Source organism: Paraburkholderia sp. FW306-02-B (assembly GCF_058782725.1).
Window position 1 is genome coordinate 1,800,055 of the sequence record NZ_JBYSXZ010000002.1, and the last position, 14,752, is coordinate 1,814,806.

The 14,752-nt window shown below is 62.3% G+C and carries 14 protein-coding genes; 4 read left to right on the forward strand and 10 right to left on the reverse strand.

The features are described from left to right. Nucleotide 1: 1 nt before the first annotated feature. The 6 genes from nikC to AC3WOG_RS29300 all read right to left on the reverse strand — a co-directional run bounded on the left by nikC (nucleotide 2) and on the right by AC3WOG_RS29300 (nucleotide 6,273). Nucleotides 2-916 (reverse strand): nickel transporter permease, encoded by a 915-nt coding sequence (nikC, locus tag AC3WOG_RS29275; RefSeq protein ID WP_492581309.1) that lies wholly within the window; start codon nucleotides 914-916, stop codon nucleotides 2-4. A gap of 58 nt (nucleotides 917-974) precedes the next feature. Continuing rightward, nucleotides 975-2,054 carry an ABC transporter permease gene (locus tag AC3WOG_RS29280; protein WP_492581310.1) on the reverse strand — a complete coding sequence of 360 codons (1,080 nt, stop codon included), beginning with the start codon at nucleotides 2,052-2,054 and terminating at the stop codon, nucleotides 975-977. A gap of 58 nt (nucleotides 2,055-2,112) precedes the next feature. After that, on the reverse strand, nucleotides 2,113-3,717 hold the full coding sequence (locus AC3WOG_RS29285; RefSeq protein WP_492581311.1) for an ABC transporter substrate-binding protein: 1,605 nt from the start codon (nucleotides 3,715-3,717) through the stop codon (nucleotides 2,113-2,115). A gap of 62 nt (nucleotides 3,718-3,779) precedes the next feature. After that, entirely contained in the window at nucleotides 3,780-4,343 is a 564-nt protein-coding gene (gene ddpX, locus AC3WOG_RS29290) for a D-alanyl-D-alanine dipeptidase (RefSeq protein WP_492581312.1), read from the reverse strand. Between the two features lie 17 nt (nucleotides 4,344-4,360). Beyond that, on the reverse strand, nucleotides 4,361-5,251 hold the full coding sequence (gene sapR / locus AC3WOG_RS29295) for a sap1 transcriptional regulator SapR (RefSeq protein ID WP_492581313.1): 891 nt from the start codon (nucleotides 5,249-5,251) through the stop codon (nucleotides 4,361-4,363). A 134-nt stretch (nucleotides 5,252-5,385) separates the two neighbouring features. Next, nucleotides 5,386-6,273: a DMT family transporter gene (locus AC3WOG_RS29300; RefSeq protein ID WP_492581314.1), complete on the reverse strand. Its 888-nt coding sequence runs from the start codon at nucleotides 6,271-6,273 to the stop codon at nucleotides 5,386-5,388. Nucleotides 6,274-6,382: 109 nt separating this feature from the next. On the opposite strand from AC3WOG_RS29300, the gene AC3WOG_RS29305 reads away from it, so the two are divergent. The 3 genes from AC3WOG_RS29305 to AC3WOG_RS29315 all read left to right on the forward strand — a co-directional run bounded on the left by AC3WOG_RS29305 (nucleotide 6,383) and on the right by AC3WOG_RS29315 (nucleotide 10,525). Then, the gene (locus AC3WOG_RS29305; protein WP_492581315.1) at nucleotides 6,383-7,810 is read left to right on the forward strand and encodes an aminotransferase-like domain-containing protein; all 1,428 of its coding nucleotides are present in this window, start codon (nucleotides 6,383-6,385) and stop codon (nucleotides 7,808-7,810) included. Between the two features lie 441 nt (nucleotides 7,811-8,251). After that, complete coding sequence (locus AC3WOG_RS29310; RefSeq protein ID WP_492581316.1) at nucleotides 8,252-10,072, forward strand: S10 family serine carboxypeptidase-like protein; 1,821 nt, start codon at nucleotides 8,252-8,254, stop codon at nucleotides 10,070-10,072. A 60-nt stretch (nucleotides 10,073-10,132) separates the two neighbouring features. Next, entirely contained in the window at nucleotides 10,133-10,525 is a 393-nt protein-coding gene (locus AC3WOG_RS29315; RefSeq protein ID WP_492581317.1) for a 2-oxoglutarate dehydrogenase, read from the forward strand. A gap of 103 nt (nucleotides 10,526-10,628) precedes the next feature. Here the strand turns inward: AC3WOG_RS29315 and AC3WOG_RS29320 are convergent, their stop codons facing one another. Together AC3WOG_RS29320 and AC3WOG_RS29325 are read right to left on the reverse strand one after the other, a co-directional pair. Further along, a complete protein-coding gene (locus tag AC3WOG_RS29320) occupies nucleotides 10,629-11,030 on the reverse strand; it encodes a hypothetical protein (protein ID WP_492581318.1) in 402 nt (133 codons plus the stop codon). A gap of 351 nt (nucleotides 11,031-11,381) precedes the next feature. Then, on the reverse strand, nucleotides 11,382-11,831 hold the full coding sequence (locus AC3WOG_RS29325) for a GlcG/HbpS family heme-binding protein (RefSeq protein WP_492581319.1): 450 nt from the start codon (nucleotides 11,829-11,831) through the stop codon (nucleotides 11,382-11,384). Between the two features lie 120 nt (nucleotides 11,832-11,951). On the opposite strand from AC3WOG_RS29325, the gene AC3WOG_RS29330 reads away from it, so the two are divergent. Further along, a complete protein-coding gene (locus AC3WOG_RS29330) occupies nucleotides 11,952-12,845 on the forward strand; it encodes a LysR family transcriptional regulator (protein ID WP_492581320.1) in 894 nt (297 codons plus the stop codon). 41 nt (nucleotides 12,846-12,886) lie between these two features. On the opposite strand, the gene AC3WOG_RS29335 is transcribed toward AC3WOG_RS29330, so the two are convergent. Both AC3WOG_RS29335 and AC3WOG_RS29340 read right to left on the reverse strand, forming a co-directional pair. Further along, nucleotides 12,887-13,369, reverse strand: coding sequence for a hypothetical protein (locus tag AC3WOG_RS29335; RefSeq protein ID WP_492581321.1), 483 nt, complete (start codon nucleotides 13,367-13,369; stop codon nucleotides 12,887-12,889). A 452-nt stretch (nucleotides 13,370-13,821) separates the two neighbouring features. Then, entirely contained in the window at nucleotides 13,822-14,736 is a 915-nt protein-coding gene (locus AC3WOG_RS29340) for an SDR family NAD(P)-dependent oxidoreductase (RefSeq protein WP_492581322.1), read from the reverse strand. Nucleotides 14,737-14,752: the final 16 nt, after the last annotated feature.

A 14,752-nucleotide genomic window follows, 5' to 3' on the forward strand; every position in this document is an offset into this window, starting at 1 on the left:
ATCAGCCTCCATGACGGGGATCGAAGACATCGCGCAGGCCGTCGCCGAGCAGATTGAACGACAGGCTCACAAGCAGAATGGCGAAGCCGGGAATCGTCGCGACCCACCAGGCGTCGAGCAGCACATTGCGGCCTGACGCCACCATGAAGCCCCATTCCGGGCTGGGCGGCTGCGCACCGAGGCCGAGAAAACCGAGACCGGCCACCGTCAGAATGATGCCGGCCATGTCGAGCGTCGCCCGCACGATCACAGACGACGAACACAGCGGCACCACATAGCGCGTCAGCAAGCGCAGGCGCGAGGCGCCTTGCAAACGCGCGACGTGCATGAAATCGGCTTGCACGATGCGCAGCGTTTCTGCGCGCGCAAGCCGTGCATAGGCGGGCCACGCGGTAATCGAAATGGCGATCACCGCGTTGATGACGCCCGGGCCGAGCGCGGCAGCGAACGCGAGCGCCAGCACGATCTTCGGAAAGGCGAGGGAGATGTCGGTGATGCGCATCAGCACGTTATCGATCCAGCCGCCGAAGAAACCCGCCGTGGTGCCCACCAGCAAGCCGACCGGCACGACGATCACGACCACCAGGATCGCGATCGAGAGCGTCAGGCGCGAGCCGTAAATCAGGCGCGAAAGGATATCGCGTCCGAGTTGATCGGTGCCGAGCCAATGCGACACGGAACCCGGCGGCAACAACCGGTCCGCCAGCACCTGCTGCAGCGGATCGTGCGGCGCGAGCAACGGCCCGATCGCCGCGACGATAATCAGCAGCGCCAGAATCACGAAGCCGAACACCGACAGCGGATTGCCGGCGAAACGCCGCCAGCGCCGATAGGCGAGTCCGAGCGCAGCCTGTTTGCGCGAGCCCGGCGTCTCGCTCAGCAGCCAGTCTTTCCAGTGTCGGGGCGGGGCGTTCATCGGCCAGTCCTGGGTTGAATCGTGGGTGGAAGGAAGCACGGCGTGAGTCTCCGGAACATCAACGGGCGCGCGGATCGAACACGCGATAAAGCGCGTCGGTCAGCAGGTTGAGGGCGATGAAGGTGATGCCGATCACGAGCGTGCTGCCGAGCACCGCGTTCATATCGGCGTTGAGCAGCGCGCCGGTCAGGTACGAACCGATGCCAGGCCACGCGAACACGATCTCGGTGAGCACCGAGCCCTCGAGCAGGTAGCTGTAGGCGAGCGCTATCACGGTGAGGAGCGGCACGGCGATGTTGCCGAAAGCATGACGCCAGATCACGCGGCGCTCGGGCAAGCCCTTCGCGCGCGCCGTGGTGATGTATTCCTGGCTGAGTTGATCGAGCATGAACGAGCGCGTCATCCGGCTCAGGTAGGCGACCGAGTAATAGCCGAGAATGGCGGCGGGCAACGCGATATGCGACAGCGCGTTGAAAAACACTTCCCATTCGCCGGCGATCAGCGCGTCGATCAGCAGGCTGCCGGTATGTGTGTCGACCATGCCGTCGAACACTGGATCGATGCGGCCGGGGCCGGATACCCAATGCAGCTTCGCGTAAAACAGCAGCAAGCCCATCAGGCCGAGCCAGAACACCGGCACCGAACTGCCGATCAGACCGACGAAGCGCGCGACGTGATCGATCCAGCGGTTATGGCGGACCGCGGCGATCACGCCGAGTGGCACACCGACGAGCACGCCGAGAATCGTCGATAGCGTGGCGAGTTCGAGCGTGGCGGGGAAGACGCGCTTGATGTCGTCGATGACCGGATTCGCGGTTAGGAGCGACATGCCTAGATTGCCGTGCAGCACGGCGCGCATGTAGATGAGGAATTGCACCGCGAGCGGTTTGTCGAGGCCGAGTTCGATACGCATCGCGACATACGCTTGCGCCGACGCGCGATCGCCGAGCACCGCCAGCACCGGATCGATCGGCACCTTGCGGCCGATGACGAAGGTCACCGCGAGCAAGCCGATAAAAGTAATCAGCAGCGTGAGTGCCCAGCGCAGCAGACGCAAGGTCCAGCGTACGCTGCCGTGCCCGGCGGAGAGCGCGCGCACGCGGTCGAGGGTCGTAACGGGCGTGACGGGAGTCGACATGGTGATTTTTTCCTTGCCTGAAGCGCAACCATAAAAGCCGCGCTTCAGGCTATGGCGCTTACTGCTTCTTCAGATCGCGATACGACACGAGATCGTTGATCGGACCGACGTCGAGACCGCTCACGCCCGGGCGGTACGCCACCTGCGCGACCTTCTGGAACATGATGACGAAGGGCGAATTCGCCAGAACTTCCTTCTGCATCGTCTGATACATCTGCGCGCGTTTGGCGGTCGACGATTCAGCCAGTGCCGCGTTGGTGTCCTTCGTCAGCTGCGGAATGTCCCACGCATTGCGCCATGCAAGCATCTTGTAGCTGGAACCGTCGCTGTTATCCGGATTCCATGTGAAGCCCTGGGCGTTGCTGTGCGGGTCGATATAGTCGGCCGACCATTCGCCGATATAGATATCGTGCTGACGGGCGCGGTATTTCGCGAGCGTCTGTTTGTTGTCGCCCGGAATGATCTCGACCTTGATGTTGCCTTGCGCGAGATTGGCCTGCACCGCTTGCGCGATTTCGTTGTACGGATAGTCGTTGCGCACGTCCATCTTCACCGTGAAACCGTTGGCGAATCCGGCTTTCGCGAGCAGTGCTTTGGCTTTGGCGACGTTCTGCTGATACGGGTTCGTATTCAGCGCGCCGAGGAAGCCTTCCGGCAGGAAGGTCTCGTGCACCTTATAAGTGGACTTGACGACGTGATCCTGGATGCCGTTGTAGTCGATCAGCCACTTCATCGCTTCCTGTACGTCGGGTTTGGCGAGGTTCGAATTCTTCACGTTCAGGCCGAGGTACATCAGCGTCACTTGCGGCACGGGCGTCACGCGAGCCTTGCCGCTTTTCGTGAGCGTCGCGAGGTCGTCCGGGCTCAGATCGCGCGCGACGTCGACATCGCCGTTTTCCAGCAGAAGACGCTGGCTGGCCGCTTCGGGCACGTGGCGCAACACGATGCGTTTCATCGCGAGCGGCACGCGGTAGCCGTCGAAACGTTGCAGCACGATGCTGTCGTTGGCGGTCCACTTGATCAGCTTGTAGGCGCCGGAGCCGGCCTCGTTGGTGCGCAGCCAGTCGTTGCCGAAGTCGTTACCCTTCAGATGCGACATCAGCAGCTTCTGATCGAGCACCGAAGCGGGCCATGAGCCGAGTACGTTGAGCACGAAGGTCGGTGCGTATTTCTGATCGGTCGTCACGCTGACGGTGCTGTCGTCGATCTTCTTCACGCGTTGCAGCACGTTGTCTTTCGCGAGGCCGATGCCTTGCAGAACGGCCGCCGGACCCTTGTCCAGCAGCACGGTGCGCTGGATCGACCATGCCACGTCGTCGGCCGTGAGTGGATTGCCCGAGTGGTACTTGAGACCCGGGCGGATCCTGAACGTGAAGGTGAGGCCGTCGGGGCTGACAGTCCACGATTGCGCGACGTCGCCGTTGAATTTCGACGGATCGCGCAGATCGACGCGCACCAGCCGGTCGTACGTATTCGCCACGTATTCTTCCGGCACAAGTTCGTAGATTTCGCCCGGATCGAGCGTGGTGAATTCATCGAGCAGCGTCGCCATGACGAACATATCTTTCGGCGTCGCCGCCTGAGCGGGGCCGCCCGCCACCGACAGCGCCAAAGCCGACGCGACGGCGGCCACCGCCAGCGCATTGCGCAAAACCAGTTTCATACTCGCTCCGTGAGGAATGTTGAAAAGCCAGAGAGGACGACCGGACCTGCAAACACGATGAATTACATCAAGCGCAACGGGCCGCTTTCGCTGTTGTCGATCAGCCGCAACGCGCGCGAGCCAGGCAGCTCGTAGTGCCACCATTCGCTCTTGATGTGCGTAAAGCCCGCGACGTGCATCACGCCGAGCAGCAGCATGCGGTTGCGTTGCACGTGCTCGGGCAAGCCGGGATGGAAGTGCTCGGATTCGATCGTCATGGCATCGAAGCCGGTGCCCATGTCGAGTTCGTCGCCGTTGGCATCGACGAGCGTCACATCGAGCGCGGTGCCGCGGCTATGGTTCGAGCCGCGGCTGAGGTCCGCGATGTAAGTCGGATCAGGCAGAACGTCCCAGAGCACCTGCTGCGCCTGGGGTGGACGGTAGGCGTCGAAAATGCGCAGCGTCGTGCCGACGTTGCGTGCGAGTTCCACTGCGCGGCGCAGCGCCGCTTCGGCCGGTTCCAGCAGCAGGCAGTGCGCGGCTTTGTAGATCGGCTTGCCGGTGAGATTGCGGGGCGTCGCGTAGACGAGGTCGATGTCGACGCCGTGGGTCGTGGGTGTGATCTCGATGAGTCGATGGTCGGTCATGACAGGTGGAAGAAGGTTCAGAGATCGAACTGGTTGAGTTCGCCTTGCAGTTCGCGATTGCGGGCGACGCGTTCGTCCAGCGTCGGTCCGAGCCGTTCGACGATGGCGGTAATCAGCAGATTGAACAGGCACGTGAGGGGGCTAAGCGAGTCCCAGAACTGGCCGACGTCGGTTTTGACCTGCAGAAGATCGCCCGGGAAATCCCGTGCCCATGGGCAATAGATATCGGTGACGAGCGCGAAGGGCAGGCCGCGGCGCGTGGCGGCCTCGCAGTAGCGGCGGGCGATCATCGAGTAGGCGCGGGTGTCGGTGACGATCAGGTAGGGCGATGCGAACTCGGAGTTCAGCGAATCGACGTACGAGCCCGACATGCCGTCGGAATAAAACACCCGCGGGCGGATATATTCGAGGTAGCTGTAGAACGCGTTGCTGATGCCGCGTGTCGACTGAATGCCGAGAATGTAGACGGCATCGGCGTTCGAAATGCGCTCGGCCACGCGTGCGAACATCGGCGATTGCGCGAGTTGATAAACGTGCTGGATCGCGCCGATTTCGAGTTCGAGCGAGCGGGCGAGGGCCGGGTTGGGCGCGCTGACGCTGCCGGCCTGGGCGGCTTCGCCGGGTTCGCCGGATGCGCGGCGGAACGCGTCGAGCCGGTCTGTGATCATCCACGGGCGTTCCTGCGTGCCGCGCAGTTCCCGCTTCAGATCGTCGAGGTTGCGGTAGCCGACGCTGCGCAAGAACCGGCCGACAGAGATGCCGCTGGTGCCTGCCTGCTGGGCGATCTGATCGGCGGTCTCGAGGCCCAGCCGGTCGAGATTCGCGAGCAGATAGCTGGCGATCCGCTTGGCAGTGGGCGTGAGTTCGGCGAAGCGGGCTTCGACGGTTTGGGCAAAGGCGGTCGGCATCGTGGCGCTGAGTTTTGGTTAGTTGCTTGTCATTTGTCAGAGCAATGACACGTATCTAACAAAGCCAATAAACTCAGCGCCAGCTTAAAAAAACAATCGAAACTCCAGGCTTGATAGGTTTTGACCGGCAATCCCTAGGCCGCCGGTCGCACTGGCGCGCTTCGGGAAAAGCGCCGTGCTCCCGCCACGCATGCCACCACCACGATGGTGACCAGAATCATCGCGGGCGGCACCTGTTCGTGCAGCAGCAGCGCGGCCAGCAACAGGCCGAAGAACGGTTGCAGCAGTTGCAATTGCCCGACGCCCGCGATGCCGCCGAGCGCCAGTCCGCGATACCAGAACACGAAGCCGATCAGCATGCTGAACAGCGACACGTAGGCGAGGCCCCACAGCGCCGCGTGGCTGATGCCTTCAAGCGATGCGGGCCGCGCCCACCATGCGAGCGGCAGCATCACCGGCAGCGACAGCACCAGCGCCCACGAGATGACCTGCCAGCCGCCGAGATGACGCGAGAGCCGCGCGCCTTCGGCATAGCCCAGGCCGCAGACGATGATCGCCGCCAGCATCAGCGCGTCGCCGATCGGCGACGCGTCGAGGCCGTGGCGCAATGCGAAGGCGACCACCGCGCCGCTGCCGAGCGTCGAGAACAGCCAGAACGCCGGCTGCGGGCGCTCGCCGCCGCGCAGCACGCCGAAGATCGCGGTGGCGAGCGGCAACAGCCCGATAAACACCACCGCATGAGCCGACGTCACGTGGCGCAACGCGAACGCCGTCAAGAGCGGAAAGCCGACCACCACACCGAGCGCGACCACCACCAGCGGCAGCAGGTCGCGCCGCGCCGGGCGAGCCTCGCGAAAGGCGAGCAGTAGCACAAGGCCGAGGATGCCCGCGATCGTCGCGCGGGCGACTGTCAGAAACACCGGGTCAAGGCCCTGCACGGCAATACGCGTGGCCGGCAGCGAGCCGCTGAAAATCAGCACGCCCGCGAGGCCGCTGAGCCAGCCATTGGTTGTCTTGTCCATCGGGAGAGTCCATTCAAAGAGAACCCATAGCATCCGCTTTGCGCCCGTAAAGGGTAAGCTACGGATCAGTACAATTCGTGCAAACTGTACCGAACATGGAGCAGTACAGATGGTGGACAGTAATTCCAATGGGGTGGCTTCACGCACGCGCGTCGGTGCGGTGATGGATAGCTTGCGCGAGCGCATCGCCAGCCGTTCGCTGATGCCGGGCGCGCGCGTGCCGTCGATCCGCGCGATGACCGAGGCGCTGGGCGTGTCGAAGTCGACGGTGGTGGAAGCGTACGACCGGCTGGTGGCGGAAGGCGCGATCGTCGCGCGGCGCGGTTCCGGGTTTTTCGTGTCGGGTCATGCGCCGCCGCTGGCGCTCGCCGACCTCGGGCCGCGGCTGGATCGCGAAGTCGATCCGCTGTGGCTGGCGCGGCAGTCGCTCGAGGCCGGCGCGAAGGTCTTCAAGCCGGGCTGCGGCTGGATGCCGGCTTCATGGCTGCCGGAAGACGGCGTGCGCCGCGCGTTGCGAGCGGTGGCGCGCGATCCGCAGTCGCCGCTCGCCGAATACGCGATCCCGCGCGGTCTGCCCGCACTGCGTCAGCAACTGGCATGGCGGCTCGCGCAGCACGGCGTGGAGGCGCCACCCGAGCAGATCGTGCTGACCGACGGCGGCACGCACGCGCTCGATCTCGTGTGCCGCTTTCTGCTCGAACCCGGCGACACCGTTCTGATCGACGATCCGTGCTACTTCAACTTCCAGGCGCTGCTGCGCGCGCATCGCGCCCGCATTGTCGGCGTGCCTTACACGCCGTCCGGTCCCGATCTGGCGGCATTCGAACGGGCGTTGATCGAACACCGTCCGCGATTGTATGTGACCAATTCGGCGATCCACAATCCGACCGGCGCCACGCTTGCGCCGGCCATCGCGCATCGGCTGTTGAAGCTGGCGGGCGAGCACGATCTGCTGATCGTCGAGGACGATATCTTCGCCGACTTCGAAGACGAACCCGCGCCACGTCTTGCCGCTTTCGACGGCCTCGCGCGCGTGGTGTCGATTGGCAGCTTTTCGAAGACCTTGTCCGCGGCGGTGCGTTGCGGTTATATCGCGGCGCGTGCCGCATGGGTCGAGCCGCTGATCGACCTGAAGCTGGCGACGTCGTTCGGCAACGGCCAGCTCGCGGCGAGCGTGGTGCATCGGTTGCTGGTGGACGGCACTTACCGGCGCCATCTGGAAGCGATGCGGACCAGGCTCGCGGATGCAATGGGCGAGACGGTCAGGCGGTTGGGATATGCAGGCCTCGAAATATGGACGCGGCCACGCGCCGGCATGTTCTTGTGGGCGCGTCTGCCGGATGCGCTCGATGCCGCCGACGTCGCGCGTCACGCACTGGCAGACAACGTGGTGTTCGCGCCGGGCAATGTGTTCAGCGCGTCGCAGTCGGCGGCTGGTTTCCTGCGCTTTAACGTATCGCAATGCAACCGGCCGAAGGTGTACGAGGCGCTGCAACGGGCGATGGATGTCTCAACTTCCGCGAAGGTGCGCAGCTGAAGTGAATAGCGAGCGGGTAGGGCGCCGATTAATCATTACGTTTTTCAGACGAAAATATTTTAGCCTGTAATGAATGCCCGGCGATCTTGCGCCAGACTCCTCGACTCATGGCGGGTTTACGTATAACCCGTCGTCACTGGAATTACGGAAATCCGTCACGTCCTTGACAAACTCCCGTAGCGTCACCTATTTTTTATCTGCCGCCAATATACGAATTCGCTTGCGGGCAAATATCCTGAAAAGAGCCTGAATATTCAAACTAGATATTTAGGCTTTCTAATCGTATTGCATGACCAAACTCCGGCCATGCTCTTTGAAGTAAGTTGGCTCTTCACCGCTGCGCGCCCATGATGCATATCAGATATTTCGAACTCCGATATATTTTCATCGGCGGTAACGGCCTTTGTGAAAAGGTATCTGAACCCACCACCAAGGATAGAGATGAAACGAGACGAGCGTCTTACCGGCAATAACCATCGTCGTTCACGCAGGTTGCCGGCCTTAGGGACTTTGGCGGTCGCGATCATGCTTCTCGGAGGATGCGGCGGAGGGGACGGCGGTTCGTCCTCAGGTTCGGCTGTCAGCATGCAGCAGACTGCCGCGGCTCAGCAAACCGCCGGACAATCGCAAGCGCAGACGGGTAATCAAACCTATATCGATCCGGTCGCCTACTCGGGCAATGCTACAGACGGTCTGGCGCCGTCTCAGGTTGCGGAGAAGGCGGCAGTCATGCACTACCAATGGACGTTAGGCCGGACGCCGGTCAATTACACAACGACCACCGGGCATTTGACGGCCGCCGACTCGAACGGCAACCCCGAAGCCTCGATGTCCTACGTTGCGTATACCGCGCCGGGTACGAACGGTGCGCCGCGCCCTGTCACCTTCGTCTACAACGGCGGTCCGGGTTCCTCCTCGATCTGGTTGCGGCTCGGATCGTTTGCGCCGACGCGGGTCGCGACGCCGGATCCGCTGTTCGGTAACAACTGGCCGAATTATCCGCTCGTCGACAATAAGGAGAGCCTGATCGACACCACGGACATGGTCTTCATCGACCCACCCGGAACGGGGCTTTCCGAGGCGATTCTGCCTAATACGAACCAGAAGTTCTGGACCACCGACGCGGACGTCAACATCATGCGCGATTTCATCCAGCGCTATCTGACGGTCAACAATCGCAGCAGTTCCCCGATTTACCTGTATGGCGAGTCTTACGGCACGCCTCGCACCGATATGCTGGCATTGGCGCTGGAATCCGCCGGCGTGCATCTGACGGGGATCGTTCTGCAATCTGCAATCCTTAACTATTTTGCGGATGCGATCGAGGCGGTCGCCATCACGAACTCGACGAGCGCGCTTGCGTTGGATACGGATACCCTGGCCGGCTATTTTCCCGGCTACGCACTAGTCGCGGCCTACTATAACCAGGCATCGCCTGCGCCGATCAGTCAGGACCTTTTCGCGCTGCAGGCCAGCCTGTTCGTCTCGGCGGAGTACAGCCGGTTCAGACGGTACTCGCAGTCGTGGGTGCTCAGTCAGCTCGGCATACCCGACGCCCTGGGTACGCCGGTGTTCCCGAGTTCCAGAACGCTTCAGGCGTGGACATTGCCATCCGGTCTGACCGTGCAGGCACTGCAAGGCTACTTCAACGCCAATCCTTTCTCGACAACCCTCTTGCCGGGCACGACGATAGGCCGGTACGACGGGCGCGTGTCGTTGCCGAATTCCGATCCGCGTCTGCAAAACGACGGCGATCCGTCCGATATCCTGATCTCCCAGCCGTTCACGACTGCGCTTGCGACGCAGATGCCTGACTACCTCGGGTATACGGCGCCGAACGCAACCTATCTGCCGTTGAACGACAATATCATTCAGGTGTGGGACTTCTCGCACGACGGACAGCCTCTGCCCGATACGATTCCGGATCTGCTGGGCGCACTGACACTGAATCCGCAACTCAAGGTGCTCGCGGAAAATGGCTTCCATGATCTGGCCACGCCGTTCTTCAATACCGAGAAACAATTGGCGCGGCTTCAGACGGTACCCGGGCTGAATCCGGACTTGCAGGTCAACTTCTTCCAGGGCGGACACATGATCTATCTGGACGACGTCGCGCGCCCGCTGATGAAAAGGGATCTGGTGCGCTTCTACCGGGGAACGCCGCTTCCGGATGCGCTCGCGCTGTGGACTCTGCCGCCGCCGTGGCGCGACGAAAGCCCAGCCGGTCAGCCGACCGCCACGGCGCAGGTAAGCGCGCCCTGACTGTTCTGATGGATGTGCCTCGTTCGTGGAACTCCGTTCACTCAACAAATGCGAGTAATCATGTCTCTTATCGATATGTTGCGGCGTATCTCCCCGTTGATCGTCTTTGGCAGCCTGATCGGCAGCGCGTATGCGCTACCGCCTCAGGCGGTGGCACCCGCGACGCCGCCCAACGGGGCCCGGGGCGTCGACGGCCCGTTTTTCCCTCAGAATCGTGCTGCGCCGATCGCGCCGTCGACTGGCGCGACACTGCAGCAGCAGGCCCAACAGCGGCTCGAAGCGAGGTTGGGCGCGAACTCTGCGCTTAGCAATGGCGCAGCGGTTACGAAGGCGCAGGCCCAAACCCAGGGTCTCGGCTACGTCGCCAGGCACTTCGATCAGATCGATACGGCCCACAAGGGGAGTGTGACAATGAGCGACGTCCGACAGTATCTTCAGCAGCAGGGGCGGTAGCGAATTCGACCTCGCCCCGCTGACAGATGGCCGGCCGTGTCCAGGGGGCCCGACGGGCCAAACGACCCATCGGAATCGTCATCGGTTAGCGCCGTGAGGGCATTCACTCCTCGCATTTCACATCCTGCTTTCGCACAACGATAATCACCGGATATGTCCCGTGTTCGAGTTCCACGCGCGCGACTACGGCCATCGTCTCGCTGTCGATGTCGTCGTACACGCTGACTTTTTCATGCCGAAGGCTTGTGATGCCGGTACAGGCAGACGCGCGACCCTCGTCGGAGACCTTGCATTGGATCGGGTTGTCTGCAAGGTAGCGATATTTGTCTCTGTCGGACGTCGTAAGGTATTCACGAAAGCTCTGTGCCGATCCACCGACGCCGGTGACATACCCGATGGCGCACTGCAGTTTGGGTGTATCGCCGCCCCCAGATGTTTGGGCTGTAGCGGTCGTGTTTGCGGCAGCGATGACTGCCGCGAGTGTCAATGCAAGGAGGTATCTCATGGCGCAAATCACGGTTGCTGGATCGAAGTGCTGGATTGTAATGGCATCTTGCCCAAGGGGTCTGAAAGCGAAGAACGGCTGCTATTGCCAGATTCGAAGCGCTGTTCAGGGGCGCCGACGGAAGTTCGGCGCGGCCTCGATCGCGACCACGACATCGTCGGCTCCCGGCGAGCGCTCAGGCCCGAGATCTAGTGAGACGGTGTTGCCGGGATCGCCGCCTACCGTTGTGAGGAATAGCTGGCTTTTGACAGAGCCCGGGGCGTTACCGCGTGGAAGGCAGGCGAGTGGGCGCGATATAAAAACGGGTGGCAACGGGCGTGTCGCGATTCGCCCCTGAGGCCGGTGCCTTCCTCATGGCTTCGCTTCCGGCAGCGCGTCGGCGCCGGCTTGGGCAACCTGCGCGTCCTGGTCGGAACGCATGCCCGACACGCCGATGGCGCCGACCACGGCACCGTCGCATATCAATGGAATGCCCCCATCGAGCGGCACCAGGTTATTCATGCCGAGCAGGCGTAGGTGGCGTCCTCCCTGCGCGAGCGCGTCTTCGAAAACGCGCGTGGGACGCCGGAACAGCACGGCTGTTTCGGCCTTCTGTCTTGCAACGTCGATACTGCCGAGTTGTGCTCCATCAAGTCGTTGCTGAAGTACCAGGTGCCCGCCGCTGTCCACGACAGCGATCACCATGGGCCAACCGTAACGCGTTGCTTCCTCTTCGGCCGCATCCACGACGCGGCGTGCATCGGCGAGGTTGAACCGGTTGCTATAGCTCATCGGCATTTCCTTCTCGTTTGCTTGAGTCATTCATCGCCTCCGTCGGATCTGGTTGGTTGTCGACATGGCTAGAATGTACGGCGGCGGCCTGATCGCGCATAGCTGCGCGAGCCGTCACACATTCTTCCAGTAAACGAGAGAATGACGCGCATGAACAGAGACGAATATGAAGTGCTGCTGGCGATCGTCGACGAAGGGAGTCTGACCGCAGCGGCGCGATCGCTGGGGCGAACGCTGCAGTCGGTGAGCCGCGCCATTGCAGCGCTTGAGCGCGATCTGAACACGACCTTATTCCACCGAACGACGCGCCGTGTGCAGCCAACCGCGGCATGCCTGAAGTTCGCCGCGCGGCTGCGGCCCGCACTTGGAGAGATCGTGGCCGCACGCGATGAGATCGTCGAGCACGCCACCCAGTTGCGCGGCAGTATTCGCGTCGGCGCTCCAACGGCATTCGGCGCTGAATTCGTTTCGCCGCTGGTCGCGCAGTTTCTGGCGATTCACGAAAACGTCAGGGCTGAGCTCGTGCTCGCCGAGCAGCATCTCGACCTCGCCAAAGCCAACATCGATCTCGTGGTCCGCCTTGGTCATCTGCCGGACTCGAATCTGCGTGCGAGGCAGGTGGGTACCTTGCGGCGTGTTGTGTTCGGCTCGCCGGCCTATTTCGTCTCGCACGGCTACCCGGTCCATCCGTCCGAGCTTGCCGCGCACGACTGCATCCTGCGCCAGCATGCTCTGCATGAAACATGGAAATTCAACCGGGCAGGCGGCGCAGTCGAGGTCGCGGGGCGCTTCCGGTCCACGAGCGCGCTAGCCTGCAATACGGCGGCTGCCGCTGGAGCGGGGATAGGTCGGGCACCGATCTTCCAGGTGCAAAACCTTCTCGACGCGGGTCAGGTGGTCACGGTGCTCGACGCGTTCGAGCCCGAGCCCGTACCCGTGCATCTGTTGTGGACGGGGGGCCGTCCGGTTCCGCGTCGCGTGCGCGTGCTGATTGACTTTCTGGCCGCTCGCCTTGTCTCAGGAACGGGAGCGGGCGTTACATAAAGTCCGTGCACGAGACAGCCGAAGCTTCGCAGATCAATTGCTTACTGAGTGCCGGGCCGGTTCGGCGGTGGCAGCGCCGGATCGAGTTTGGCGGACTCCCTGACCAGTTGTTCCGTCATCGCCGCCGCGACCGGGTTCGAGCCGCGGCGATGCAGGTCGCTACTGCCGGGTTGGTTCGGTGGCGGTGGCAGCGCCGGATCGAGTTTGGCCGACTCCTTGACCAGTTGGTCCGTCATCGCCGACGCGACCGGGTTCGAGCCGTGGCGATACAGGCCGTCGCGGCCAGGCTCGATTCGCGGCGCCGGGTTTGCCTTCGAGTTGACGGACGCCTGGGCGTCGGCCGATGCGAGTGTATGAGGCGGCTGTTGATGCGACTGTGTTTCCGATGGCGGGGCTTGTGCAACGGTCCTGGCTGCCGGAACGGGGTCAGGCACCACCTTCCGTGCCGGCGACGGCTGCGGTGCCGTTGCGATGCTGTTCGTGCTTCTGGCAGGCGGCGCTGCGGCCGGAACGGGGTCAGGCACCACTTTCCTCGCCGGCGACGGCTGCGGTGCCGCTGCGATGCTGTCCGTGCCTCTGGCAGGCGGCGCTGCGCCAATCACACTTCCCGCAGTGACATGAGCGGTGGCGAATCGGGAATCGACCCCAGCCGTTACCGCGGAGTTGCCCATCCCGGCGTCGGCTTCTGGCGTCGATTGATCACCTTTAGGGAACAGTAAGTAAGAGGCGAATCCCAACTCAACCAGGAGCACCCCAGTTATCAATGTCTTGCCTATATTCGTCATATCTAACTAACGGGTCGTTCAAGCGATGCGATTGTCAAATGATAATCGAATACTCGCGAAACACGTCAGACGGAGGCTCGCAACATCCGGCCACGATGAGCGACGCTGAGGTACTCTGCTACCCGCGCCGCGCTCGTTGAAAGGCCGCTATCGGTAAATCTGCAGGTCCGTTCGGGGGCAATCCAATGCGTTCAGTTGTGAAGCCCCATTTTGCCGCTGGCCATCGCGGCGATGCGAACAACGAGTGCTCTGGGAAGCAGGCGCGACAACCAGGTAGCGACTCGCACGCTTGTGCGCCCCGGGTAGACGACGGCTTTCCTTCCGTCGAAGGCCTCGAGTGTTTTTTGAACCACTGATTCCGAGCTGTCCATGTCTCTGGGCGACACATTGGTCGACACGCCATCGAAGAAGCTCGTTGCCGTAGGCCCTGGGCAAGCTGCCATCACATGAACGCCGGTACCCGCGAGTTCGAATTGCAGCGCCTCGCTGAAGTGAAGAACGAAAGCCTTGGTCGCGGCGTAGGTGGCCATATAAGGGATCGGCTGAAAGCTCGCGTTGGACGCGAGGTTGATGATGCCGCCCTTGCCGCGTTTTGCCATGCCGCTACCGAACAGGTGGCTGAGAGCGGCGACTGCCTGAACATTGACCTGGATCTCCGATTGTTTTTTCCTGAAATCGTGCGAGAGGAAGCTGCCGGTCAGACCCAGCCCCGCATTGTTCACCAGCAGGTCCACTTGTATGCCGCGGCGCTCGAGTTCCTCGCCGATCTGAATGGCTGCATCGGGATCGCCGAGATCGACGTTGAGCGCGACGGATTGCACGCCGTACCGGGCAGCCAGGTCTTCCGCCAGAGCCTGCAAAACGTCGCCTGAACGGGCGACTAGCACCAGGTTCATACCGCGTTCGGCAAGGGTCTCTGCGAAGACTTTTCCAAGTCCTTTGGATGCTCCGGTAATCAAGGCGGTCGAGCCGCGATAAACAAACATTTTCTGCTCCTTGCTGCGGGATGAACTTGCATTGGCGTTGCGCACGACATCTGACTTCGGGAAAAGGCTGATGTGATGCATTGTGCGCAGCCCGGTGCCATTTGATAATTGGGATACCATTTGAATCATTTTCAAA

Excerpts from the sequence above, each read along its gene's own strand:
- AC3WOG_RS29285 (WP_492581311.1), bottom strand. The coding sequence starts at position 3,717 with ATGAAACTGGTTTTGCGCAATGCGCTGGCGGTGGCCGCCGTCGCGTCG.
- AC3WOG_RS29325 (WP_492581319.1), bottom strand. The coding sequence starts at position 11,831 with ATGACTCAAGCAAACGAGAAGGAAATGCCGATGAGCTATAGCAACCGG.
- AC3WOG_RS29280 (WP_492581310.1), bottom strand. The coding sequence starts at position 2,054 with ATGTCGACTCCCGTCACGCCCGTTACGACCCTCGACCGCGTGCGCGCG.
- AC3WOG_RS29320 (WP_492581318.1), bottom strand. The coding sequence starts at position 11,030 with ATGAGATACCTCCTTGCATTGACACTCGCGGCAGTCATCGCTGCCGCA.
- sapR (WP_492581313.1), bottom strand. The coding sequence starts at position 5,251 with ATGCCGACCGCCTTTGCCCAAACCGTCGAAGCCCGCTTCGCCGAACTC.
- nikC (WP_492581309.1), bottom strand. The coding sequence starts at position 916 with ATGAACGCCCCGCCCCGACACTGGAAAGACTGGCTGCTGAGCGAGACG.
- AC3WOG_RS29305 (WP_492581315.1), top strand. The coding sequence starts at position 6,383 with ATGGTGGACAGTAATTCCAATGGGGTGGCTTCACGCACGCGCGTCGGT.
- AC3WOG_RS29330 (WP_492581320.1), top strand. The coding sequence starts at position 11,952 with ATGAACAGAGACGAATATGAAGTGCTGCTGGCGATCGTCGACGAAGGG.
- AC3WOG_RS29315 (WP_492581317.1), top strand. The coding sequence starts at position 10,133 with ATGTCTCTTATCGATATGTTGCGGCGTATCTCCCCGTTGATCGTCTTT.
- AC3WOG_RS29300 (WP_492581314.1), bottom strand. The coding sequence starts at position 6,273 with ATGGACAAGACAACCAATGGCTGGCTCAGCGGCCTCGCGGGCGTGCTG.
- AC3WOG_RS29310 (WP_492581316.1), top strand. The coding sequence starts at position 8,252 with ATGAAACGAGACGAGCGTCTTACCGGCAATAACCATCGTCGTTCACGC.
- AC3WOG_RS29340 (WP_492581322.1), bottom strand. The coding sequence starts at position 14,736 with ATGGTATCCCAATTATCAAATGGCACCGGGCTGCGCACAATGCATCAC.
- ddpX (WP_492581312.1), bottom strand. The coding sequence starts at position 4,343 with ATGACCGACCATCGACTCATCGAGATCACACCCACGACCCACGGCGTC.